This window comes from Variovorax sp. Varisp41, from assembly GCF_047325085.1.
Taxonomy (GTDB): Bacteria; Pseudomonadota; Gammaproteobacteria; order Burkholderiales; family Burkholderiaceae_C; genus Variovorax.
In genome coordinates, this window is sequence record NZ_CP168541.1 from 841,157 (window position 1) to 863,561 (window position 22,405).

At 70.5% G+C, this 22,405-nt stretch carries 27 protein-coding genes; 4 read left to right on the forward strand and 23 right to left on the reverse strand.

The annotated features are described in order from the left end of the window. Positions 1-9: 9 nt before the first annotated feature. The 15 genes from ACEN9J_RS35100 to ACEN9J_RS35170 form a co-directional block, all read right to left on the reverse strand. Positions 10-306: an iron uptake protein gene (locus tag ACEN9J_RS35100; RefSeq protein ID WP_413765646.1), complete on the reverse strand. Its 297-nt coding sequence runs from the start codon at positions 304-306 to the stop codon at positions 10-12. A gap of 181 nt (positions 307-487) precedes the next feature. Next, positions 488-784, reverse strand: coding sequence for a type II toxin-antitoxin system RelE/ParE family toxin (locus tag ACEN9J_RS35105; RefSeq protein ID WP_261206015.1), 297 nt, complete (start codon positions 782-784; stop codon positions 488-490). Beyond that, positions 781-1,248: a hypothetical protein gene (locus ACEN9J_RS35110; protein ID WP_413765647.1), complete on the reverse strand. Its 468-nt coding sequence runs from the start codon at positions 1,246-1,248 to the stop codon at positions 781-783. The genes ACEN9J_RS35105 and ACEN9J_RS35110 overlap by 4 nt, the downstream gene beginning before the upstream one ends. Positions 1,249-1,330: 82 nt before the next feature. After that, on the reverse strand, positions 1,331-1,750 hold the full coding sequence (locus ACEN9J_RS35115; RefSeq protein ID WP_261206018.1) for a hypothetical protein: 420 nt from the start codon (positions 1,748-1,750) through the stop codon (positions 1,331-1,333). A 93-nt stretch (positions 1,751-1,843) separates the two neighbouring features. Continuing rightward, the gene (locus tag ACEN9J_RS35120) at positions 1,844-2,629 is read right to left on the reverse strand and encodes an SDR family NAD(P)-dependent oxidoreductase (RefSeq protein ID WP_261206020.1); all 786 of its coding nucleotides are present in this window, start codon (positions 2,627-2,629) and stop codon (positions 1,844-1,846) included. After that, a complete protein-coding gene (locus ACEN9J_RS35125) occupies positions 2,626-3,876 on the reverse strand; it encodes a cytochrome P450 (RefSeq protein WP_413765648.1) in 1,251 nt (416 codons plus the stop codon). The genes ACEN9J_RS35120 and ACEN9J_RS35125 overlap by 4 nt, the downstream gene beginning before the upstream one ends. Before the next feature lie 42 nt (positions 3,877-3,918). Beyond that, on the reverse strand, positions 3,919-4,683 hold the full coding sequence (locus ACEN9J_RS35130) for an SDR family NAD(P)-dependent oxidoreductase (protein ID WP_413765649.1): 765 nt from the start codon (positions 4,681-4,683) through the stop codon (positions 3,919-3,921). A gap of 17 nt (positions 4,684-4,700) precedes the next feature. Further along, entirely contained in the window at positions 4,701-5,489 is a 789-nt protein-coding gene (locus ACEN9J_RS35135) for an SDR family NAD(P)-dependent oxidoreductase (protein WP_413765650.1), read from the reverse strand. Next, positions 5,486-5,953, reverse strand: coding sequence for a DUF3237 domain-containing protein (locus ACEN9J_RS35140; RefSeq protein WP_413765651.1), 468 nt, complete (start codon positions 5,951-5,953; stop codon positions 5,486-5,488). The genes ACEN9J_RS35135 and ACEN9J_RS35140 overlap by 4 nt, the downstream gene beginning before the upstream one ends. 13 nt (positions 5,954-5,966) lie before the next feature. Further along, positions 5,967-6,623: a VOC family protein gene (locus ACEN9J_RS35145; protein ID WP_057597317.1), complete on the reverse strand. Its 657-nt coding sequence runs from the start codon at positions 6,621-6,623 to the stop codon at positions 5,967-5,969. 42 nt (positions 6,624-6,665) lie between these two features. Continuing rightward, positions 6,666-6,989: a 2Fe-2S iron-sulfur cluster-binding protein gene (locus ACEN9J_RS35150; protein WP_413765652.1), complete on the reverse strand. Its 324-nt coding sequence runs from the start codon at positions 6,987-6,989 to the stop codon at positions 6,666-6,668. Positions 6,990-7,020: 31 nt separating this feature from the next. Further along, a complete protein-coding gene (locus tag ACEN9J_RS35155) occupies positions 7,021-8,058 on the reverse strand; it encodes a branched-chain amino acid ABC transporter permease (protein WP_413765653.1) in 1,038 nt (345 codons plus the stop codon). 2 nt (positions 8,059-8,060) lie between these two features. Further along, the gene (locus tag ACEN9J_RS35160) at positions 8,061-8,933 is read right to left on the reverse strand and encodes a branched-chain amino acid ABC transporter permease (RefSeq protein WP_261206027.1); all 873 of its coding nucleotides are present in this window, start codon (positions 8,931-8,933) and stop codon (positions 8,061-8,063) included. A gap of 14 nt (positions 8,934-8,947) precedes the next feature. After that, entirely contained in the window at positions 8,948-9,661 is a 714-nt protein-coding gene (locus ACEN9J_RS35165; RefSeq protein ID WP_057597313.1) for an ABC transporter ATP-binding protein, read from the reverse strand. Beyond that, positions 9,661-10,464: an ABC transporter ATP-binding protein gene (locus tag ACEN9J_RS35170; protein ID WP_413765654.1), complete on the reverse strand. Its 804-nt coding sequence runs from the start codon at positions 10,462-10,464 to the stop codon at positions 9,661-9,663. The genes ACEN9J_RS35165 and ACEN9J_RS35170 overlap by 1 nt, the downstream gene beginning before the upstream one ends. Before the next feature lie 171 nt (positions 10,465-10,635). Between ACEN9J_RS35170 and ACEN9J_RS35175 the strand changes: the two genes are divergently transcribed. The 4 genes from ACEN9J_RS35175 to ACEN9J_RS35190 all read left to right on the forward strand — a co-directional run bounded on the left by ACEN9J_RS35175 (position 10,636) and on the right by ACEN9J_RS35190 (position 15,495). Then, positions 10,636-11,466, forward strand: coding sequence for an SDR family NAD(P)-dependent oxidoreductase (locus ACEN9J_RS35175; RefSeq protein WP_261206029.1), 831 nt, complete (start codon positions 10,636-10,638; stop codon positions 11,464-11,466). Between the two features lie 39 nt (positions 11,467-11,505). Then, the gene (locus ACEN9J_RS35180; RefSeq protein WP_413765655.1) at positions 11,506-12,237 is read left to right on the forward strand and encodes an SDR family NAD(P)-dependent oxidoreductase; all 732 of its coding nucleotides are present in this window, start codon (positions 11,506-11,508) and stop codon (positions 12,235-12,237) included. Between the two features lie 7 nt (positions 12,238-12,244). Beyond that, a complete protein-coding gene (locus tag ACEN9J_RS35185) occupies positions 12,245-14,233 on the forward strand; it encodes an FAD-dependent oxidoreductase (RefSeq protein WP_413765656.1) in 1,989 nt (662 codons plus the stop codon). A 104-nt stretch (positions 14,234-14,337) separates the two neighbouring features. Continuing rightward, complete coding sequence (locus ACEN9J_RS35190; RefSeq protein ID WP_413765657.1) at positions 14,338-15,495, forward strand: epoxide hydrolase family protein; 1,158 nt, start codon at positions 14,338-14,340, stop codon at positions 15,493-15,495. Positions 15,496-15,502: 7 nt separating this feature from the next. Here the strand turns inward: ACEN9J_RS35190 and ACEN9J_RS35195 are convergent, their stop codons facing one another. Genes ACEN9J_RS35195 through ACEN9J_RS35230 form a run of 8 tightly spaced genes read right to left on the reverse strand, consistent with a single transcriptional unit; the run spans position 15,503 to position 22,392 of the window. Next, on the reverse strand, positions 15,503-16,336 hold the full coding sequence (locus tag ACEN9J_RS35195) for an IclR family transcriptional regulator (protein ID WP_172705230.1): 834 nt from the start codon (positions 16,334-16,336) through the stop codon (positions 15,503-15,505). A 34-nt stretch (positions 16,337-16,370) separates the two neighbouring features. After that, the gene (locus ACEN9J_RS35200; protein WP_413765658.1) at positions 16,371-16,685 is read right to left on the reverse strand and encodes an NIPSNAP family protein; all 315 of its coding nucleotides are present in this window, start codon (positions 16,683-16,685) and stop codon (positions 16,371-16,373) included. A gap of 13 nt (positions 16,686-16,698) precedes the next feature. Continuing rightward, a complete protein-coding gene (locus ACEN9J_RS35205; RefSeq protein WP_057593532.1) occupies positions 16,699-17,505 on the reverse strand; it encodes an SDR family NAD(P)-dependent oxidoreductase in 807 nt (268 codons plus the stop codon). Next, positions 17,502-18,497 carry a Bug family tripartite tricarboxylate transporter substrate binding protein gene (locus ACEN9J_RS35210; RefSeq protein WP_296726563.1) on the reverse strand — a complete coding sequence of 332 codons (996 nt, stop codon included), beginning with the start codon at positions 18,495-18,497 and terminating at the stop codon, positions 17,502-17,504. The genes ACEN9J_RS35205 and ACEN9J_RS35210 overlap by 4 nt, the downstream gene beginning before the upstream one ends. A 25-nt stretch (positions 18,498-18,522) precedes the next feature. After that, entirely contained in the window at positions 18,523-19,317 is a 795-nt protein-coding gene (locus tag ACEN9J_RS35215; RefSeq protein ID WP_413765659.1) for an SDR family NAD(P)-dependent oxidoreductase, read from the reverse strand. Positions 19,318-19,331: 14 nt separating this feature from the next. After that, positions 19,332-20,117 carry an enoyl-CoA hydratase/isomerase family protein gene (locus ACEN9J_RS35220; RefSeq protein WP_057593530.1) on the reverse strand — a complete coding sequence of 262 codons (786 nt, stop codon included), beginning with the start codon at positions 20,115-20,117 and terminating at the stop codon, positions 19,332-19,334. A 46-nt stretch (positions 20,118-20,163) separates the two neighbouring features. Beyond that, positions 20,164-21,198, reverse strand: coding sequence for an acyl-CoA dehydrogenase family protein (locus tag ACEN9J_RS35225; RefSeq protein WP_413765660.1), 1,035 nt, complete (start codon positions 21,196-21,198; stop codon positions 20,164-20,166). A 12-nt stretch (positions 21,199-21,210) separates the two neighbouring features. Then, positions 21,211-22,392: an acyl-CoA dehydrogenase family protein gene (locus ACEN9J_RS35230; protein WP_413765661.1), complete on the reverse strand. Its 1,182-nt coding sequence runs from the start codon at positions 22,390-22,392 to the stop codon at positions 21,211-21,213. Positions 22,393-22,405 lie beyond the last annotated feature (13 nt).

The following is a 22,405-nucleotide window of genomic DNA, read 5'->3' on the forward strand; positions in this document are numbered from 1 at the left end:
TGGGTCGGGTCAGAGCAGCGCGCGCTGCACGAGCGATGCCGCCGCCGTCATCGACAGGCCGCCGCCGGCCAGCACCAGCCACACGCGCTTGACGTTGGCGGCCGAGAACGCCCAGAGGAACGCGACCAGGAACCCCAGGAAGGCCAGCATGCTGGCGAGCGACTCGGCGTCGTGGAACGGCATGCCCGCGGCGAACAGCAGGCCGATGCCGAGCGCGACGAAGCCCCAGGAGAACGCATAGCCGCCGAGCACGGCGGCGCCGATGCGGGAGACGATCTGCAGGGCGGGGACAGCGTTCTGGGCCATGGTTTCTTCGACGGGGTGGATGACGGCGGCAGGCCTGACGCCTTGCCGATGCCAGCCTCGTTTCAGTGAGCCCGCACGCGCGGCCGTCCGAGGCAATTGATAGTCGTTCTCATTCTATCAAGCGCGTTCGGGCGGCCCCGATCTCGTCACGATCCGAAGGACATTCGACTCGAAGCGGCAGTCAGGGGGTCTGCTGCGCCGCGTGCTTGACGCGCAGGATCTCGACGATGCGCGCTTCGTGCAGCACGCGATAGAACACGATGTAGTTGCGATGCACGACCAGCTCGCGCACGTGGCTCGGCAGACCGGGTCTTCCGCTGCGGCCGAGTTCAGGGTGCTGCGCAAGGGGCAGGGTCTTGTCGCGCAACTCCTGGCCGAAGCTGCGCGCCCGCGCAGGGTTGTCCTTGCCAATGTAGCGAACGATGGCACGCAGATCGTCGACCGCCTTCGGCCGCCACTCGATGCGGCAGGGCGTCATGCGCGTTTCTTCGCGGCGGGCTTTCGTCCGGCCGTCGGGGCCGCGATGTCGGCCTCCATGAGGGCCAGCACTTCATCGTGCGAAAGATTCGGCCGGGGGTCGTCGACCGCCTCCTGGATTTCCGCAGCCAGCCACTCGTTGTAGGCAGCGGCTTCGTGCGCCTTGCGCAGGGCCTGCGCACGGTTGTCGGTGGAACGCTCCACGGGCTCCCGCTCGGCCGGATTCCACTCGCTGGCATCGAACTGCCCGACGGTGATGCCCAGGTCGCGCAGCACGCTCAGTGCAGTGGCCGGATTTCCGAAACGACGCGGCTCGGTGCTGCGGGCCTTCGCCAAAACGGCGCCGGCACCGTTGCGCGTCGCGATCTGAACGAGAAACGTGCCCCCCTGCCCTTTGAGCGTCACGCTCGAAACACCGCCGGCTTCGGAGGCCGTGCGGAGTTGCTCCAGGGTCATGCTCTGCATGGCGCCTCCTTGCAGTCAAACAACGTCCATTGTGCAAAACTTGTTGAAATCGTGCAACTCACGGCGCCGAGTCAGGGCTCCGTCACATCTTCAATTGCGTCAGTGCCCAGGCCACCATCGCCAGCTGTGCGACGTTCACCAGCATCCCCGCGATGTGCAGCTTGCGGAACGCGACGATCGAGGCGTCGACGCCCGGGATCGTGCCGCGCAGCTCATCCATGCGCGGGATGATGATCCAGCCCCGCAAGGCGAAGGCGAGCCCTCCGATGACCGCGGCACCGAGCGCGAAGACGAGCTTGCCCGACCAGACATAGCTGAGCGCCGCGGCGCTCGCCGTCAGGATCACCGCCACGTAGTAGACGTTGAACAGGCCCCGGATGAAGCGTCCGTCCAGCGGCGTGTCGTGCTTGAGCACGAGCAGCGGCAGCGAGCCCATCATGAAGAAGCCCATCCAAACCAGCAGGACGACGGTGGCAGCGAGCGCAACGACGATGGGAAGCATGGCGATCCTCCGCGCGGTCTCGCGGCGGGTGCCGGGGCCGAGGCGCCGAATGTATCCGTTCGCTTCGCCGTTGCGTAGAGGTTCACCCCCTGCTCAGGCCGTCATCCCCCCATCCACGTTGTAAACCCCACCCGTCACGAAGCTCGCCTGCGGCCCCAGCAGCCAGAACACCAGGTTCGCCACCTCCTGCGCGCTCGCCGCGCGCTTGAGCGGCTGGTTCAGGAAGTGCTGCTTCAGCGCGGCCTCGGCCTGCGCCTCGGTGCGGCCGTCGACGAGGAAGGTGCTGCGCAACAGCGGCGTGTCGATCGGCCCCGGGCAGATCGCGTTGATGCGGATGCCCAGCGGCGCGAACTCGAGCGCCGCCTGCTGCGTCATGCGGATCACCGCGGCCTTCGAGGCGCCGTAGACGCCGAGCCCGGCCTCGGCGCGGCTGCTGCGCTGGCCCGACACCGAGGCAGTGTTGACCATGGTGCCGCCGCCCTGGTCGCGCATCGCGCGCGCCACGGCCTGCATGCCGAGCAGCACGCCGCGCACGTTGACCGCGAAGATGCGCTCGAAGTCCTGCATGCGGAACTCGAGCAGCGAGGATTGCGGGCCGACGATGGCGGCGTTGTTGTGGAACAGGTCGATGCGGCCGAACTTGCTCAGTGCGGCATCGACATAGCGCCGCACGTCGGCCTCCTGCGCGACATCGGCCGCGACACCGATCGCATCGCGCGCATCGAGCCCCTCGAGCGCGCGGTCCAGCGCGGCCTCGTCGCGGTCCACGATGGCGACGCGCGCGCCGGCCTCGAGCAGCTGCCGCGCGAGCGCCAACCCCACGCCGCTGGCACCGCCGGTGACGACCGCCACCCGGCCTTCGAACACGGGCGCGCTCATCGCAGCGTGACCTCCAGCGCGCTCGGCGCGCGAAACACGAAGGTATGCAGATGCGTCGCGCGGTCGGGCTCGACCAGCCGCATGCGCGGGAAGCGCTTGGCGAACTCCTCGAACACGATCTTCATCTCGAGCCGCGCGAGCGGCGCGCCCAGGCAGAAGTGCACGCCGTTGCCGAAGGTGAGCTGCTTGCGCGCATTAGCGCGGCGGATGTCGAAGCGCTGCGGGTTCTCGAACACCTCCTCGTCGCGGTTGGCCGAGGCGAAGGACAGCACGATCGGTGCGCCCTTGGGGATCGTCACGCCGCGAAACTCCACGTCCTCGAGCGCGATGCGGCGCCAGCCGATCACGGCGCCGGCATAGCGCATGCCCTCCTCCACCGTGTTGGCCGCGAGCGAGGGATCGGCGCACAGCGCTTCCCACTGCTCGCGGTTCTCGAGCAGGCTGCGGAAGGTGTTGGTGAGCTGGTTGGTGGTGGTCTCGTGGCCGGCGAAGGCAACGCCGAAGGTGTGGGTGATGATCTCGGGAATGGTCATCACGGCGTCGTCGCCATTGCGGATCTCGAGCATGCGGCTGGTGAAGTCGTCCTGCGGATGCTTCTCGCGCTCGCGGACCATCTCGGTGCAGTACTGCCAGAACGCCACCATGTTGCGCGCGCCCTCGAGCTGCTCGGCATGGGTGGCGGGGCTGAAGTCGATCACGCTGCGCGCGCCGGCCCAGTGCTTGACGTTCGGAATGTCCGAGTCGGGAATGCCCAGCACCTTGAACACCACCTGCGCCGGCAGCTCGTAGTTGACCTCGCGCAGCAGGTCGACGGCATCCCTGCCCTCGACGCGGTCGATGGCCTCGTTCACGAGCCGGCGGATGTGGCCGTCGAGCTTGACGAACTCGCGCAGGTTCAGCACCTGGCCGGTCACGCCGCGGATGCGCTTGTGCACCGCGCCGTCGAGGCTCGAATGGCTGCCGGTCTGCGCATAGCCGCCCTCCTTGAGGATCGCCTGCGCATCGGGATGCATCGGCGTCACGGGCCGCGTGGTGTTCTGCGACGAGAAGCGCGCGCCGTCGTGCACCACGCTGTAGACGTCGGCGTGTTTGGTGAGCACCCAGTAGCCGATCTCCTCGCACCAGAACACGGGCTCGTCGCGCCGCTGGGTCTCGAAGGCCGCATGCAGCTCGGGGCTGAAGTAGGGCTTGAAGTCGGCGGACGGCGAAGTCCCCGCATGAAAGGGGCAACCGGCAATGGCGTTCATCGGGGAGTCTCCTGGCGTGGGTGTTCTTGGAAGCGGAAGCAGTCAGCGCATCAACATGCCGCCGTTGACGTCGATCGTGGCGCCCGTCACGAAGCCGGCACCGGGCGACACGAGGTAGGACACCGCGGCCGCGATCTCCTCGGGCGTGCCGATGCGGCCCAGCGGCACGGCCGCGGTGCCGAGGTACTTCTGGCCGCGCTGCGCCTCGGGCACGGTCTGGTGCAGCATCGGCGTGTCGATCGGTCCCGGCGCCACGGTGTTCACGGTGATGCCCAGCGAAGCGGCCTCGCGCGCCACCACCTTCGACAGCGCGAGCACCGCGCCCTTCGAGGCGCTGTAGGCCGCGCCGCTCTGCATGCCGCCCATCTGCCCCGCGAGCGAGGCGACGGTGACGATGCGGCCATGCTCGATCGCCTGGCCGCCGCAGCGGCGCAGCATCTCGCGCACGCAGAGGAAGGTGCCGAGCGCGTTCACGCGCAGCACGGTGTCCCACTCATGCAGCGTGATGTCGACGGTGGACAGCCGCCCCGGCGCGGGCTGCGCGCTGAGGATGCCCGCGAAGCAGGCCAGCACGGCGACGCTGCCGAGCTTCTGCTGCACCGTGTCGAAGGCGGCGCGCACGCTGTCCTCGTCGGCCACGTTGCAGCCCAGGCCGATGTGACCCTTGCCCGGCAGGGCGGCGGCGGCGCGCTCGGCGGCCTCCGCATGCAGGTCGGCCACGGCGACGGTCAGCCCGTCCTCGGCCAGCCGCCGGGCGCTGGCCAGCCCCAGCCCGCCAGCGGCGCCGGTGATGAGTGCGATGCGCATGAAAAGACTCCTGGATTTCAGCGGTCCGGATGGGCCTCGGCCCAGCACTGCACCAGCGGTTCGCTGATGTAGGCGCTCGTGGTCTGCCCCCCGTCGACGGCCAGCACCTGGCCCGTGACGTAGCCCGCGTCGTCGCTGCACAGGAAGGCGGCCGCGCCGGCCACCTCCTCGGGCAGGCCGGGCCGGCCCATCGGCGTGGTGCCGACGATGGTGGCCTGGAAGCGCGCGGTGTTCAGCCGCCCCGCGGTCTGCGGCGTGGCGATGATGCCCGGTGCGATCGCGTTGACGCGGATGCCCTGGTCGGCATAGTCGGCCGCGAGGTTGCGCGTGAGGCCGATCACGCCGGCCTTGGCCATCGAGTACACGGCCTGCCGGCGGTAGCCCACCAGCCCCAGCGTGGACGCGATGTTGAGCACCACGCCGCGCGCCGCGATCAGCGCCGGAAAGGCCGCGCGCGTGACCATGAAGGTGGCCTTCTGGTTGATGTCGGCGAACCTGCGGTAGTCGTCGTCGGTGGTCTCGTGGAACGGCGGGCAGTTGCCCAGTCCCGCGTTGTTGACCAGCACGCGCAGGTCGCCGAAGCGCTCCATGCATTCGTCGACGATGGCCTGCGGCGCGCCGTCGGCCGTGACGTCGGCGGCGAAGACCTGCAGGTGCTCGTCGCGCGGCAGTTGCGCGAGCCCCTCGGCGTTGATGTCGACCGCGAGCACGCGCGCGCCCTCGGCATGCAGCCGCAGCGCGATGGCGCGGCCGATGCCCGAGGCCGCGGCGGTCACGATGGCGGCCCTGCCCTCGAAGCGCTTCATGCGACTTCCCACACGTCGTACACGGGCCCGTCGCTCTCGCGCGTGCCGGTGCCGACCGCGATGCGGTCGTTGAGCCATTCGAGGCCCGGTGCCGCGGTCTCGAACTGCACCGCGACGCGGAAGTAGTCCTCGCCGCGCGCGATCGGCTCGCGATTCACGATCTTGCGCATGATCTCGGGCGTGGGCCCGTTGCGGCGTCCGCTGTAGGTCATGTAGACGAGCCCGCCGCCCTCGGCCTCGAGCACCAGCCGCACGTCGAGGTGCAGGCCGCCGTCGGGCCGCTCGAGCACCACGTCGGCGCCGCCGGGCAGCACCCGGCCGCGCAGCCGCTCGCCTTCGAAGCGGCCGCCGCTCACGCACATCACGCGCCGCGTGTAGCCGTGCGGCACGGCGCCCACGAGCTGGGCCGGTGCCGTGACCTGGGCCTTGATCGTGAACAGCGGTCGCAGTTCGATCGGTGTCATGCCGCCGCGCCGCTCACTCGCCGGCCTTCTCGCCATGGCCCGTGCCGTAGCGCTTGCGCACGTCCTGGATCAGCTCCAGCAGCGCCTTGGGCACGTCGCGGCCCTCGGCCTTGGCCTGGCGCTTGCAGTCCTCCCACAGCTTGAGGTCGGCATAGCCCTTGTCGGTGTGGCGGTTCCATTCCTTGTCCAGCGGCGTGGTGATCTCCAGGCGCACGCCGGCCGGGTCGTGGAAGTAGATCGACAGGATCAGGCCCTTGTGGTCGGTCGGCCCGATCACTTCCACGCCCTGCGAGGTCAGCCACTCGTACCACTTCGTTACCTCGGCGCGGTCCTTCGCCTGCAAAGCGATGTGGTTGAAGATGTCGTAGGCCGGATGGCTGGACTTCGAGGGCGCGGGCACGCCCGGCGCCTCGAAGAAGGCCAGCGTGGAGCCATCGCCCATGCGGAAGAAGATGTGGAAGTAGGGAATCGCGTCGCCGGTAGAGGGCACGCTGTCGTCGAGCACCGTGCTCGCGAGCTCCATGCCCATGATGCGGGTGTAGAAGTCGGTGGTGGCCGCCGCGTCGGGCGTTACCCAGGCCGCATGGTTCAGCATCATCGGCGTGAGGCCGGGGTTCGGGGTCAGCGGGGCCTTGGGCTTGGTGCTGAGATCGGGTGCAGTGGCTTGCATGAAGCGTTTCTCCGTGTTGATGTCGGCTCTTGGAACTCGTTCTTACAGTTGAGGGTCGGCGATGCGAACGGCGATGCCGTCGAGCGCCTCGCTCATGACGATCTGGCACGACAGCCGGCTGCCCGCTTCGCGCGGCGCGGCCGTGTAGTCGAGCATCTGGTTCTCGGTGTTGACCGCGGGCGGCAGCCTGTCGATGAAGGCCTCGTCGACGATCACGTGACAGGTGGCGCAGCTCATGACGCCGCCGCAGTCGCCGACGATGCCTTGCAGGTCGTGGCTGGTGGCGGCCAGCATCAGGCTCTGGCCTTCGGCGACCTCGAGCTCGGTGCGCTCGCCGTTGGAATGGATGTAGATGGCACGGGGCATGGAAGGACTTTCTCTCAGGCGGTCGTTCGCGTCAGTCCCCTCGACGGGGACGTTGGCCCGCGCCGCCGCGCAGGCGCCGCAGCACGCTGCGCACCAGCCCCACGAAGCCCTGCGGCATCAGGAACATGCACAGGATCAGGAAGCCCGCGAAGATCGCCGAGGGCGCCGACTTCGAGATCTGGTCGGCGACGTTCGGTATGAACTGGATGAAGGCCGCGCCCACCAGCGCGCCCGAGATGGTGCCGAGCCCGCCCACCACCACGCCCACGAGGAAGAACACCGACACGAACATGCCGAAGCTGTCGGGCGCCACGAAGGCGGTGGCGATGGCGCCGAGCGAGCCGGCCACGCCGGTGTAGAGCGCGCTGATGCCGAAGGTCATGGCCTTCACGTGCGGCACGTTGACGCCCATCGCGGCCGCGGCGGTCGGCTGCTCGCGGATCGCGATGGTGGCGCGGCCCAGCCGGCCGCGCAGCATGTTCCAGGCGCAGACGAACATCAGCGCCGCGATCGCCAGCACCACCAGGTAGAGCCACTGGTCGGCCGACAGCTGCAGGCCGAAGGGCGCCTCGGGCTTCATGAGCACGATGCCCTGCACGCCACCGGTCCATGGCTCGAGCGCCTTGTGCTTGAGCAGCTGCGGCGTGGCCAGCGCGAGCGCGAAGGTGGCAAGCGCGAGGTAGTGGCCCTTGAGCCGCAATGCCGGCCAGCCGAACAGGAAGCCGAAGCCGAAGCACACCGCGGCCGACACCGGCAGGGTGGCCCACCAGGCGAAGCCGCCGTGCTCCATCAGCACCGCGGTGACGTAGGCACCGAGCGCGTACAGCGCGCCATGGCCCAGCGAGAGCTGGCCGTTGTAGCCCACCAGCATGTTGAGGCCGAGCACGCCGATGGCGGTGATCAGCGTCATGGTGACGAGGAAGAGGCGGTAGTCCGACAGCGCGAAGGGCAGCGCGAGCGACGCGATAGCGAGCAGCGCGAAGACGGCGATGCGCCAGGGCGAACGCGCGGGCGCGGCATCGGCGGCCAGCGCCGGTGCCTGCTCGGGAATGAAGGGCAGTGCCGACATCTTCAGACCCTCGCCACCAGCTTGCGGCCGAACAGGCCCGAGGGCCGCACCAGCAGCACGGCCACGATCAGCACCAGGGCCAGCGTGAGCTTGAGCTCCGTGCCCACGAGGTAGGTGCCCGCGAGGTTCTCGACCACGCCCACGATCAGCCCGCCGGCCACCGCGCCCCAGGGGTTGTCGATGCCGCCGAGCAGCGCCGCCGCGAAGGCGTAGATCAGCACGCCGCCCATCATGTTGGGCTCGAGGAAGACCACGGGCGCCACCATCAGCCCGGCCACCGCGCCGATCAGCGCCGACAGGCCCCAGCCCAGCGAGAGCATCAGCGACACCGGGATGCCCGCGAGCCGCGAGGACACCGGGTTCTCGGCCGAGGCGCGCATCGCGAGCCCGACCTTGGTGAAGCGCAGGAAGACATAGAGCAGCGCCATCACCAGCAGCACCACCGCGACCGTGCCGAGCTCGTGGCCCGAGATCAGCGTGCTGCCGCCGGGCAGCTTGTCGGGGAACGGACTCGGGAAGGGTTCGAGCTGGTGGCCGAAGATCCAGCCGGCCAGCGAGTTGATGCCGACGAACAGGCCGATGAAGACCACGATCACCGACAGCTCGGGCACGTCGCCCAGCGGCCGCAGCACCAGCCGCTCGATGGCGAAGCCGGCCACGAAGCCGAAGGCCAGCGTGGCGAGCGCGGCGGCCCAGTACGGCAGGCCCCACTTCAGCAGCAGGAAGGCGATGAAGGTGGAGAACATCGCCATCTCGCCCTGCGCGAAATTGATGTGGTGGGTGGACTGGTAGATCATCACCAGCGCCAGGCCGAGGCAGGCGTAGATGCCGCCCATGGCGATGCCGGAGGCGATCTGTTGCAGCAGGCTGTACATGGGGAGGGTCCTTGTCAGAAGCCGAGGTAGGAGCGGCGGATCTGCGCGTCGTCGCGCAGCTGCTTCGCGGTGCCCGAGATGACGGTGCGGCCGGTCTCGAGCAACCAGGCGTGGTCGGCGATCTCGAGGGCGCGCGCCACGTTCTGCTCGACCAGCAGGATGCCCACGCCCTCCTCGCGATTGACCACGCGCATGATCTCGAAGATCTCGCGGATCACCAGCGGCGCGAGGCCGAACGAGGGCTCGTCCATCAGCAGGAGGCGCGGGCGCTGCATCAGCGCGCGGCTGATCGCCAGCATCTGCTGCTCGCCGCCCGAGAGCGTGCCGGCCTGCTGCCCGCGCCGCTCGCGCAGCCGAGGGAAGTAGCCGAACATGCGTTCCATGTCCTGCTCGACCTCGGCCTTGCCGCGGCGCAGGTAGGCACCCACGCGCAGGTTCTCCTCCACCGTCATGTTGACCAGCGTGCCGCGCCCGTCGGGCACGTGCGCGATGCCCAGCGCGGCGGTCTTCTCGGTGCTGTGGCCGTCGATGCGCTGGCCCGCGAGGCGGATCTCGCCGGTGCGTCGCACCAGGCCGCTCAGCGCGCGCAGCGTCGTGGTCTTGCCCGCGCCGTTGGCGCCGAGGATGGTGGTGATGCCGCCCTCGGCGACCTCGAAGTCGATGCCCTCGAGCACGCGCGTGGGGCCGTAGAAGGCCTCGAGGTTCTTCACCTCCAGCAGCGCGGCCATCAGGCGGTCTCCGTGCCGAGGTAGGCGCGCACCACTTCCGGGTCGGCCTGCACCTGCGCGGGCGGGCCGTCGGCGATCTTGCGGCCGAAGTTCATCGCCACCACCTGGTCGGACACCCGCATCACCAGGTTCAGGTGATGCTCGACCAGCAGTACGGTCACGTGGAAGCGCTCGCGCACGTCGAGGATCAGCTGGCGCAGCCCGTCGACCTCCTCGTGGTTGAGGCCGGCCGCGGGTTCGTCGAGCAGCAGCAGCTTGGGATCGGCCACCAGCGCGCGCGCCATCTCCACGCGCTTGCGGGTGCCGAACGAGAGGTTCTTCACCGGCGTCTCGGCCAGCGCCGAGAGGTCAAGCAGGGCCAGCAGCCGCTCGGTGCGCTCGCGCACCTCGGCCTCCTCGCGCCGCACCGAGGGCAGGCGAAACGCATTGGCGAGGTAGCCGGTGCCGGTGCGGCAATGGCGGCCCACCATCACGTTCTCGCGCACCGTCATCGCGGGGAACAGCGCCACGTTCTGGAAGGTGCGGCCGATGCCCGCCGCCGCGATCGCATGCTGCGGCTGCGCGAGCAGGTCGACGCCGTCGAACACGATCGATCCCGAAGCCGGCGTGTAGATGCGGCTCAGGCAGTTGAACAGCGTGGTCTTGCCGGCCCCGTTGGGACCGATCAGCCCGCAGATCTGGCCGCGGCGCACCTCGAAGGAGATGCCGTCGAGCGCCACGATGCCGCCGAAGCGCACGCCGAGGCCGCTGACGCGCAGCAGCACGTCGGCGGCGGCGTTGGTGGAGGCGGAGGGGGTTGTCATGGCGGGCAGTATTCGCCGCGCATCGCGGGCCCGTCAGTCCCCTGCCCGTGGTACAGGCCGCGCTGTCCCTTGCCACGGGGACAGACGCCGCGCGACGCGGCTGCCACATTCGCCGCACTCCCCTCTTCCCACTCCTCATTCACTCATTCATTCCCTCGTGGAGGCACAGCCATGGACTACGGACTGCAGGACCGCGTGATCCTCGTCACCGGCGGCGGTAGCGGCATCGGCCGCGCGATCGGCATCGAGGCCGCGCGCGGCGGCGCGCGCATCGCCGTCGTCGACGCGGTGGCAGAGCGCGCAACGAGCGTGGCGGCCGAACTGCGCGAACTCGGCGCGCAGGCCGTCGCACAGACGCTCGACGTGCGCGATGCCGCCGCCTGCGAAGCCGCGGTGGCACGCATCGAGGAACAGCTCGGCGCCATCGACGGCATGGTCGCCTGCGCGGGCATCTCGCCGCCCGCGCCCGCCCACGCGATGCCCGACGAACTCTGGACCCGCTGCCTCGACGTCAACCTCACGGGCATGTTCCGCTCGCTGCAGCCCGTGGGCCGGCGCATGCTCGAGCGCCGGCGCGGCGCGATCGTCACCGTGGCCTCGATCGACGGCCTCGGCGGCCATGCGGGCCGCGCGCACTACAGCGCCTCGAAGCACGGCGTGATCGGCCTCACGCGCGCGCTCGCGATCGAGTGGGGCCGCTTCGGCGTGCGCGTCAATGCGCTCGCGCCGGGCGTGGTCGACACGCCGCTCGTGCAGGCCAACATCCCGCCCGACCACCTGCAGTACGCGATGGTCGACCGCAACCCGCTGGGCCGCCTGTGCCGGGCCGAGGAGCAGGCCGGCCCCGCGCTGTTCCTGCTGTCCGATGCCGCGAGCTACGTCACCGGCTCGGTGATGACCGTCGACGGCGGCAGCGCCGCGGGCTTCTTCACGCGCTGGAACGGCGCCGACCTCGGCTCGCGCGCGCTGCTCGAGGCGGGCGCCTACGGCGCGCCCGAATGAACCGAACTCTTTGCACCACTCCCTGAAGGACGACAACCCATGAAGAACCTCTTCGACCTGCGCGGCGAGCGCATCCTGATCACCGGCGCCGGCGGCGCCATCGGCGGCGCGACCGCGCGCGTGTGCGCCGCGCTCGGTGCCGAGCTGTTCATCGCCGACCTGAAGGCGCCGACCGAGCTGGCCGACCAACTGAAGGCGCGCGCCGCCGCGCTCGACAACACGAAGCGCGACGACGTCAACGCACTGCTGCAGGACATCGGCGAGATCGACGCGCTGATCGACACCAGCGGCTACTACGTCAAGGGCGACTGGCTCGATGGCGGCGACGAATGGGAACAGCTGTTCGAGCGCACCATGGCCGTGAACGTGAAGGGCCCGGTCAACCTGCTGCGCGCCGCGCTGCCCGCGATGATGAAGCGCGGCAGCGGCCGCATCGTGCTGACCAGCTCGATGGCCGCGCGCAACGCGGGCTCGACGCTGGCGGTGGAGCCGGCCTACGCGGCCTCGAAGGGCGGGCTGTCGGCGCTGGTGCGCTACTTCGCGCGCCAGGCCGCGGCCTCGGGCGTGGTGGTCAACGGCGTGGCGCCGGGGCCGATCTTCACGCCGCTGCTGGTGTCGGCGAACCAGCCCTTCACCGTCGACCAGTACCCGATGAAGCGCCTGGGCCAGCCCGAGGAGATCGGCTGGCCCGCCGCCTTCCTGGCCTCGCGCGGCGCCAGCTTCACCACCGGCGCGGTGCTCGACGTCAACGGCGGCATGTGCTTCTCCTGAGCCGCGCATGACGATGCCGACCGCGCTCGACGTCCTGTGGGAGCCGGTGCGCATCGGCCCCGTGCAGGCGCTCAACCGCATCTACCTGCCCGCGCACCAGGTCAGCCTGCCGCCGCCGGCCTATGGCGCCTACCTGGCCGAACGCGCGCGCGGCGGCGTCGGCCTGATCGTCACGCACGGCTTCCATGTGCATCCGGCCAGCGCGCGCGCCGGCGTGTCGCCGTGGGAGCCCGGCTGGGCCGATGCGGTGCGGGCCTTCGTCACCCCGAGCAAGCGGCTCGGCGTGCCGGTGATCGTGCAGGTCACGCACATGGGCGCCAGCGGCACGCGCCGCACCGACGACATCGCGCACTGGGGCGCCGTGCTCGCGCCTTCGCAGCTGGCCTCGCCGGTGCACCGTGCGATGCCGCAGCCGATGGAGGAGGACGACATCCGCGAAGTGATCGAGGGTTTCGCCGCGACCTGCGCCAACGTGCAGGCCGGTGGCGGCGACGGCGTGGAGATCCATGGCTCGCACGGCTACCTGCTGAGCAACTTCCTCTCGCCGTACTGGAACCGGCGCCACGACCGCTGGGGCGGCGACACCGAACGCCGCGCGCGGCTCGCGCTCGAGATCGGCCGCGCGGTGCGCGCGCGCTGCGGCAGCGATTTCGCGATCGGCATCAAGCTGAGCCTCGACGAGTACCTCGGCGACGCCGGCACCACGCCCGAGGAAACGCTGCGCGTGGTCGCGCTGCTCGAGGCCGAGCGCCTGTTCGACTACGTGTGCCTCTCCCACACCGACTACCACCAGAACCACCGGCTGGTGCCGCCGCAGTCGAGCGGCGAGACCGCGCCGCTGGCCGCCAACACCGCGCGCGTGCGCGAGGCGCTGCGCGGGCGCATCCCGCTGCTGATCCAGGGCTCGGTGCGCGACATCGCCACCGCCGCGAACATCGTCGAACATGGACAGTCCGACATGGTCGGCCTGGTGCGCGCCCAGATCGCCGACCCCGAGATCGTGCGCAAGGCCAGGGAAGGCCGTGCCGACCAGACCCGGCGCTGCGTGGGCGCCAACCAGGGCTGCTGGCGACGGCTCGGACAGAACGTCAGTTGCACCGTGAACCCCGAGGCGGGCCGCGAGCTGCAGTTCGGCGCGGCGCTGCCGCGTCCCGCCGCCACGCCGCGAACGCTGCTCGTGATCGGTGGCGGTCCGGGCGGCCTCAAGTTCGCCGACAGCGCGGCCGCGCGCGGCCACCGCGTCACCCTGTGGGAACGCACGGACCGGCTCGGCGGCCAAATCCGACGCGCCGGCCTGCTGCCCGACTACGGCTCATGGAACTTCCTGGTCGACGACCTCGAAGCCTCGCTGCGCCGGCGCGGCGTGGAGATCGTGCCGCGCCGCGAGGCCACGGCCGACGCGGTGGCCGCCTTCGGCGCCGACGAGGTCATCGTGGCCACCGGCGCGCGCTGGCAGCGCGGCGGCCGCTCGATGTTCCGCACCGACCGCGACGCGATCCCGGGCGCGGAGCTGCCGCACGTGACGGACGCGCTCTCGGCGCTCGACGACCTGCCCGCCTGCGGGCGCCGCGTGCTGATCGTCGACGACAACGGCGACTACCTGCCGCTGGGCCTGGCCCGGCTGCTGAGCGCCGCCGGCCGAGAGGTCACGGTGGTCGGCGCCGACGCGATGCTCGGCCGCAAGCTCGAGCCCACGCTCGACTGGCCCTGGCTGATGCCGCGCGTGGCCGCGGCCGGCGTGGCGTTGCGCGCCTCGACCACCGTCGAGCGCATCGAGCCGGGCAGCGTCGTGCTGCGCAGCACGCTGGGCGGCGCGAGCGAGACGCTGGCGGCCGACACGGTCGTGCTGTCGATGCTGCGCGAGAGCGACGATGGGCTGTACCAGCAGCTGAAGGCACGCGGCCTGGCGGTGCGCCGCATCGGCGACTGCGTGGCGCCGCGGGAGGTGGACGATGCGGTGCTCGAGGGGTTCAGGGAGGCGCAGGCGATCGGTTGAGCCTCGCCAGCCATCGTGCATGAGGAAGCCTTCGAGTTGCTCACGATGCGAACTCGGGGTTTGCCGAGTCCACGCCTCGCCGGCCCTGCGCTAGATTGCTCCGCATGACGCCCCAACCTTTCAGGCTTCGAATCGCGGATGCTGCGATCGCCGACTTGCATGCGCGGCTGGACATGACCCGCTGGCCAGACCAGCCCGCGGGCCCGCCTTGGGCGTACGGGGCCGACCTGACCTGGATGCAGCGGCTCGCCACGCACTGGCGCCATCGTTTCGACTGGCGCGCGCAGGAGCAGCGGCTCAACGCGTTTGCGCAATACACGACGCCGCTGCACGGAATCCAGCTGCACTACATCCACGTGGCGGGCCAGGGCCCGGCGCCCATGCCGCTGCTGCTTTCGCACGGCTGGCCTGGCTCGGTGTTCGAGTTCGCCGAGTTGATCCCGCGGCTGACCGACCCGGCGCGCTTCGGTGCCGATCCCGCCGATGCCTTCACGGTGGTGGCGCCCAGTCTGCCGGGCTATGGCCTGTCGTTCCACCCCGGCCAGCCGGGATTCTCGGTGGAGCAGATCGCCGATGCGTTCGCCGCGCTGATGACCGACGTGCTGGGCTACGAGCGTTTCGCCACCCAAGGTGGCGACTGGGGTGCCTCCATTTCCGCGCGGCTCGGGCTGGTGCACCCACGCAAGACCATCGGCGTGCACCTGAACCTGTTGCCGATAGCGCGCGATCCGGCGCGTTTGGGTTCCAGCCCGGCAGCGCAACGCTACCGCGAGGAACTGCAGCACTGGCTGCGCGAAGAGACCGGCTACAGCGCGATCCAGGGCACGCGACCCCACACGCTGGCCTTCGGTCTCAGCGATTCGCCGATCGGCCTGGCGGCGTGGATCGCCGAGAAGATGCGCGCCTGGTCCGACTGCGGCGGCGACATCGAATCGGTGTTCAGCCTGGACGAGATCCTGGCCAACGTGTCGCTGTACTGGTTCACCGGCGCCATCGGCTCCTCGTTCTGGCCCTACTACGCGCGCCAGCATGCCGCGCAGTGGCCGATCCCCGAGGGCGCCACCGTGGACGTGCCCATGGGCTATGCCGAGTTCCCCGCCGAAATCCTGCATCCGCCGCGCGAACTGGCCGAGCGCACTTTCACCGACATCCGGCGCTGGAGCGCGCTGCCGAGCGGCGGCCATTTCGCGGCCATGGAGCAGCCCGAGCTGCTGGCCCAGGAGATCCGGGCGTTCTACCGGCCGCTGCGCGGCACGGCCTGAACCGGATTCACTGCGCGGGTTGCAGCCCGAGCGCGCGCAGTTCGGTCTCCATCAACTGGCGCAGCCGGTGCTGGCGCTCGTAGCCGAAGCGCGCCGTCAGCGTCGCGATGCTGAGCGCGCCCATGGCGTGCTCGCCCATGCGGAACGCGATGCCGAAGCCGGCCACACCGACCTCGCCGAAGGCATCGAAGGTCACCATGCAGCCCTGCTCGCGCGCCGCCACGCCGGTCTGCAGCAACTGCTCCACCGCCAGGCCGTTCTCCGCATACTGCGCGGCATTGCGCGCATGAATGGCGGCGATCTCCGCGGGGTCCATCAAGCCGAGCACCGCGCGGCCGCCGGTGCCGGTGCCGATCAGGCGGCGCTGGCCGATGTTGGTCGTCAGGATCTTGATCGGCGAACTGCCTTCCTCGCGATGCGCGCAATACACCAGGTCGCCCTGGCGCATCATCAGGAACACCGTGTCGCCGCCGATGCGCCCGATGCGCTTCATGGTCGGCACGAAGCGGCGCAGCAGCGGCGTGGGCTGGGGCAGCAGCGAGCCGAGCAGCACCGCCTGGGGCCCCAGCCGGTACAGATGCTCGGCATCGCGGTCGACGAACTGTTCGTCGACCAGGCAGCAGAGCAGGCGGTATGCCGTGGCCCGGTCCAGGCCCGAGTCCCGCACCAGCTGCGCCAGCTTGATGCCGTGGTCGTTGCACTTGGCCACGCGCCGCAGCAACTGCAGCGCGCGGCGCACGCTCTGCGTGCCGCGCGCCGGCCCCTCGCCGGGCCCTTCCCCCGCGGTTTCCGCCAGCGCTTCGCCGCCGCGTTTCTCTTCCGCCGACAATTCCGAACCCACACGCACCTCCTTGGCCGATTGGCGCCGCGCCGGCTCAGTGCAGCGGCGAGAAACCGGTCGGCTTGAGCAGGCGATTCTCCATGCCGACGATCCACGGCAGCACCTTGGCCGAGAACGCGATCCACTGCGGATCGTTCCACAGCGCGGTCCGGCGCCGGTCCCTGTCCACCAGGTCCTCGAAGCCCCAGATGTGCACCGCCGTGTTCAATTGCCCGGTCTCGGCCGTGAAGTAGGCCACCAGGTGACCCAGGTGACCGCGCACCAGCGGCAGGCCCTCAGCCTCGAAAAGCGTGAGGAACGGCCGAAAGTTGGCCGGCGCGAAACTGTAGTTGCGTTCTTCGTAGATCATGTGTCGCCTCCGTTCAATCCAGGGGGCCGTCGTAGGCGTCGCTCGCGGCGCCCCAGGCCATGTAGCCGCCATCGACCGGCAGGGTCACGCCGGTGATGAACTCGGCGCGGTCCGAGGCGAGGAACAACACCGCGTCGGCAATGTGCTGCGCCGTGCCGAGCCGACCCGCCGGGGTGCGGCGCCGCACGCGCTGCGCATCGAGCTTGCCCTCGTCGATCAGGCGCTGCGAGAAGGGCGTCAGCATGTAGCCCGGCGCCACCGCGTTCACGCGCACGCCCTGCGCCGCCCACTCGCAACCCAGCGTGCGCGTCATCATGCCGATGCCGGCCTTGGCCGCGCTGTAGGCATTGCGACGCGCGAGCCCGAGCACGCCGGCGATCGAACTGAGGTTGACGATCGCACCGCGGCCTTGCGCCAGCATGTGCGGCGCGGCCGCCTTGCACATCAGGTAGGTGCCGCACAGGTGGATGTCGACCAGCCGACGGAAAGCGGCCACGTCCTGCTCCACGGTGGGCTGGAAGGTGTCGGGAATGCCGGCGCAGTTGACCAGCACATCGAGCCGCCCCCAGCGCGCCACCGCGGCATCGACCATGCGCCGCACGTCGCCTTCGTCCGCCACGTCGCCGGCCAGGCCCAGATGGTCGGGGCCCAGCTGCGCGGCCTCGTCCAGCGCGGCATCCCGCCGCAGATCGGCCACCGCCACCCGCGCGCCCGCGGCCGCGAAGCCGCGGGCCGAGGCCTGGCCCAGGCCGCTGGCGCCGCCGGTGATCAGGACCACCCGGCCTTGCAGTTCCGGATAGGCATGTTCTCGCCCGCTCATTGCTCGAGCTTGATGTTGGCCGCGCGGATCACCTCGCCCCACAGCGCGCTCTGCGCCTTGACGAAGGCGGTGAACTCGGCGGGCGTGGTCGGCGACGGCTCGATGCCCAGGTCGGCCAGGCGCTTGCGGATGTCGTCGGAGGCGAGCGCCTTGTTGAGCTCGGCATTCAAGCGCGCCACGATGGGCTCGGGCGTGCCCGCGGGCGCCGCCAGGCCTTGCCACGAATACGACTCGAAGTCGGCCAGCCCGGCCTCGGCGAAGGTCGGCACCTCGGGCAGCGCCGCGCTGCGCCGCGCCATGGACAGCGCGATCGGCCGCAGCTTGCCGCTCTTGATGTAGGGCAGGCTGGCGGCCGTGTTGACCAGGTACATGTCGATCTGACCGCCCAGCAGGTCCTGCAGCGCCGGTGCGTCGCCCTTGTAGGGCACGTGCAGCAGCGCGATGCCCGCCTTGCGCTGGAACAGCTCCATGCCCAGGTGGTTGGGTCCGCCCGCTCCCGGCGTGGCGTACTTCAATCCGCCGGGCTCGGTGCGCGCCAGCGCGATCAGCTCGGCCAGCGTGTGGGCCTTCAGCGTGGGCCGCACCACCATCACGAAGGGAAATCGCGTGGTGCCGCCGATGTAGCTGAAGTCCTTCTCGGGCTGGTAGGGCACGCGCTTGTACAGGTGCTGGGCCAGGGCCACCGTCGAGGTGTCGACCGTGCCGACCGTCAGGCCGTCGGGCTTGGCGCGAGCCAGCAGATCGCCCGCGATCATGGTGCCGCCGCCGGGCTTGTTGTCGATGACCAGGGTCTGGCCCAGCGCGCGCCCCATGGAATCGCCCAGCATGCGCGCCACCACGTCGGTGCCGCCACCGGCCGGATAGGGAACGATCCAGCGCGGCGGCTGGCTGGGGTATGGCTGCGCCAGCGTCCGCGTGGACAGCGCCGCGCCCGCGGCCAGCGTCAGCAGCGCGCGGCGGCTCAGGTGCGCAGAAGCGTCGAAATCTTTCATGCTTGTCTCCTTGTCTTGCAATCGATCAGCGCGGCTGGGGCGCGCGAACCCCGCCGAAGGTCTGCCACGAGCCCGCGACCAGCCAGCCCGCGTCGGCCGGCACGTTGATGCCCGTCAGCACACCGGCCTCTTCGGACAGCAGGAACACCACGACCCGCGCGATGTCCCGCGGTGCGATCAGCCGGCCCAGCGCGCTGTGCGCCTTGAGCTTCTCGGGATCGCGCAGCCCCAGGTCGATCTGGCTCTGCAGCGCGGCCGTGACGGTATAGCCCGGCGACACGGTGTTCACGCGCACGCCCGAGCGGCCCCACTCGGCCGCAAGGCATTCGCCCAGCGAGATGACCGCGGCCTTCGCGGGCGAATAGGCATGCAGCGGCATGGAGCGCATGCCCGCCACCGAGGCGATGTTGACGATGGCGCCGCGCCCGGCCCGTGCCATCGCGCTGCCGAACACCGCGCAGCACGAATAGGTGCCCTCGAAGTCGATCGCGAGCACGCGCTGGAATTCCGCATGCGGCAGGTCGGCCGGCGTGTCGGGCGATTGCACGATGCCGGCACAGTTCACCAGCAGGTCGACGTGCAGGCCCCGCGCCTGCAGCCGTGCCTGCGCCGCCTGCACGGCCGCGTGGTCGGACACGTCGAGCACCAGGGCCTGGGCGCCGAGGCGCCGCGCCGCCTCGTGCGTGCGCGCCTCGTCGATGTCGGCCAGCACCAGCGTGGCGCCGCGCGCGACCAGCAGCTCGCAGCAGGCCAGGCCGATGCCGCTGGCACCGCCGGTGACCAGGGCCAGGCGGCCCTCGAAATCCTGTATCTCGCTCATCTGCGCGCGTACCTTCAACGACCGCTGAACACCGGCTTGCGCTTCGATGCGAACGCCTCGACCGCCTCGTGGTGGTCCTGCGTCAGGTTGGTCAGGCACTCGTAGGCCGTGCCCGCGTCCATGTGGCCGTGCGCCAGCTGGCGCAGCGGAATGGTGTAGCCGGCCTTGGTCCAGCGGATGGCCTTGGTGGCACCGTTCTTGAGCTTGCTCACCAGGGCCTCGACCTTGGCGTCCAGTTCGTCGGCCGTGCTCACGTTGCCGACCGCGCCCAACTGCTTCGCCTCGGCCGCGCTCAGCAGGTCGCCGGTCAGCAGCAGTTCGCGCGCCTTGCCGAAGCCGATCATCTGCGGCCACAGGAAGCCTCCGCCATCGGCTGCGTTCAAGCCCACGCGCACGTGCGGATCGCCGATGCGCGCATGGTCCGCCATCACCGTGATGTCGCACAGCAGCGCCAGGGTGGCGCCCAGGCCCACGGCGTCGCCGTTGATGCGGCCGATGATGGGGATCTCGCAGTCCAGCATCGAATAGACGATGCGCTTGGCCTCCCAGGTCACGATCTCGAAGCCCTCGGGCTCGCGCACCGCCTCCTTCATCCATTCGATGTCGCCGCCGGCGCAGAAAGCCTTGCCGGCACCCGTCAGCACGATCACGCCGATGTCGCGGCGCTCGCCCAGGTCGATGAACACGCGCGACAGCGCGGTGTGGAGTTCGGCGTTGACCGAGTTCAGCGCATTCGGACGGTTGATGGTGACGCGGGCGACGCGGTCGGCGATCTCGACCTGCAGGGCGGAATTGGACATGGGGAAGTCTCCTGTGGAAAAAGAGGTTGGAAAGAAGGAAGGGGAGTCAGGCCGCCAGCAATTGCCGGCGCACCTCGATGCGGTTCAGCTGCGCCTCGGCGGCACCGAAGCACCGGGCATTCACGTGCAGGCGGCGGTACCAGTGCGTGAGCCGGTATTCCTCGGTCACGGCGATGCCCCCCGTGACCTGGATCAGCGCGCCCACGCCGCGCAGCACGCGCCGGCCGACGAAGCTCTTGGCCACCGGCAGCGTGGGCCAGGGGCCAGCTGCCTCGGCATCGATCTCCTGAGCGAGGCGCTCGGTCAGCGCCAGCGCCTGCTGGAGGTCGCAGAAGATCTCGGCCATGCGGTGCTGCAGTGCCTGGTTGGCCGACAGCGGCTTGCCGAACTGCATGCGCTGCTTGAGGTAGTCGAGCGTGAGTTCGAACGCGGCCTCGAACACGCCGGTGGCATCGGCCACCAGCGCGGCCGCGGCCCGGTCGACAGCCTGTTCGGCCAGGCCGGGCCAATGGCGCACCGTGGTCCGGTCGAGTTGAAGCCGCGCCGTGGCGCGCCCGTCCACCCAGCGTGCCGGTTCGCGCGAAACACCGGCGGCCGCCAGCTCCAGCAGCGCCAGGCCGCCGGAGGCGAGCGGCAGCAGCGCGTGGGTGGCGTGCTCGGCGCCCAGCAGCGCGCCGGTGCGACCGCTCAGTTGCTCCGCATCCCGGCGCGGCCCTTCGGCCTCGGGCTGCAGGTCGGCCATGGCCAGGCGCAGCGTTCCGGCGCTCAGCGACGCCGCCAGTTCAGGGGCCAGCCGCACGAGCAGCGGGGCCAGCAGCAGATGCAGGTCCAGCGCTTCGGGCCGCGCGTCGCGGCCGGCCAGGCGCAGCAGCTCGAAGCAGGCGCTGGCCGGTGCGCCGAAGCCGTCGGCCTCCTCGGGCAGCGGCAGCGCGAGCCAGCCGAGGCCGGCCAGCGCGGCCCAGGAGCCTGTCGGCGCAAGGTGGCCCTGGCGGAACCGGGCCACGCGCTCGGACAGCGGTGCATGCTCGGCGAACCAGCGCCTGGCCCCGTCCAGCAGCAGATCGAGTTCTTCGCGTTCCATGGTGCGGCTCCCTCACATGTCCAGGATGGACTTGGCGATGATGGTTTTCTGGATCTCGTTCGCACCCGCGTAGATGGTCACCACGCGGCGGAAGAAATGGCGCTCGGCCCAGCCCCGGCCCGAGGGATGCAGCAGTCCGCTGCCGTAGTCGGCGCCCAGCACCAGGCCGGCGTCGCCCAGCAGCGCCATCGCGGTTTCGCTCACGCGCTGCTGCAGCTCGGAGCCGCGGATCTTCAGCGTGGACGCGGCGGGCCCCGGCTCGATGCCGCGCATCTGCTCGGCGATGACCGAGAGCGCGGCCGACTCCAGCGCGACGAAATCCGCCGTCAGCACGGCCAGCCTGCGCCGCACGCCGGCCTGCTCGATGAGGGGCCTGCCGTCGGCGCCGCGGCACTCGCGCGCCAGCCGGTCGAGCTCGACGATGTCGCGCTTGGTGCGCGGCGCCTGGGCGTTGTTCACACGTTCCCGCGCCAGCAGGTCCTTGGCGTAGCCCCAGCCCTTGTTGGGGGCGCCGATCATCGCGTCGGCCGGCACGCGCACGCTGTCGAAGAACACGGCGTTGACGCTGTGGCCCTCGTCCATCGTGAGGATCGGCTGCAGCGTGATGCCGGGATCGCGCATGTCGAGGATGAACACCGACAGGCCGGCCTGCGGCTTGGCCTCGGGCTCGGTGCGCGCCAGGCAGAACATCAGGTCGGCGTGATGGCCGCTCGACAGCCAGGTCTTCTGCCCGTCGATGACCCAGTGGCTGCCGTCGAAGCGCGCGCGCGTCTTGAGCGAGGCCAGGTCCGACCCCGCATTGGGTTCGGAGAAGCCCTGGCACCAGAACTCCTCGCCGGCAAGGATCCTGGGCAGGTAGCGCGCCTTCTGCGCGTCGCTGCCTTCGGCGATCAGCATCGGACCGGCCAGGAACAGGCCATGCACGTCGCCCAGCGGCGCATCGGCGAACGCGCTCTCCTCCTCGAAGATGTAGCGCTGCAGGGCCGTCCAGCCGGTGCCGCCCAGCGCTTGCGGCCAGTGCGGCGCACCCCAGCCGCGGCGGTGCAGGATGGCCTGCCAGCGCGCCATGTCCTCGCGCGCCATGTGCAGGCCGCCGCGCGTCTCGTGGCGCAGGTCCTCGCTCAGGTGGGTCTGCAGGAAGTCGCGCACTTCCGCGCGGAAGCGGCGCAGCTCGGGGGTGTTGAACAGGCTCATGGGTCGTTGGGGG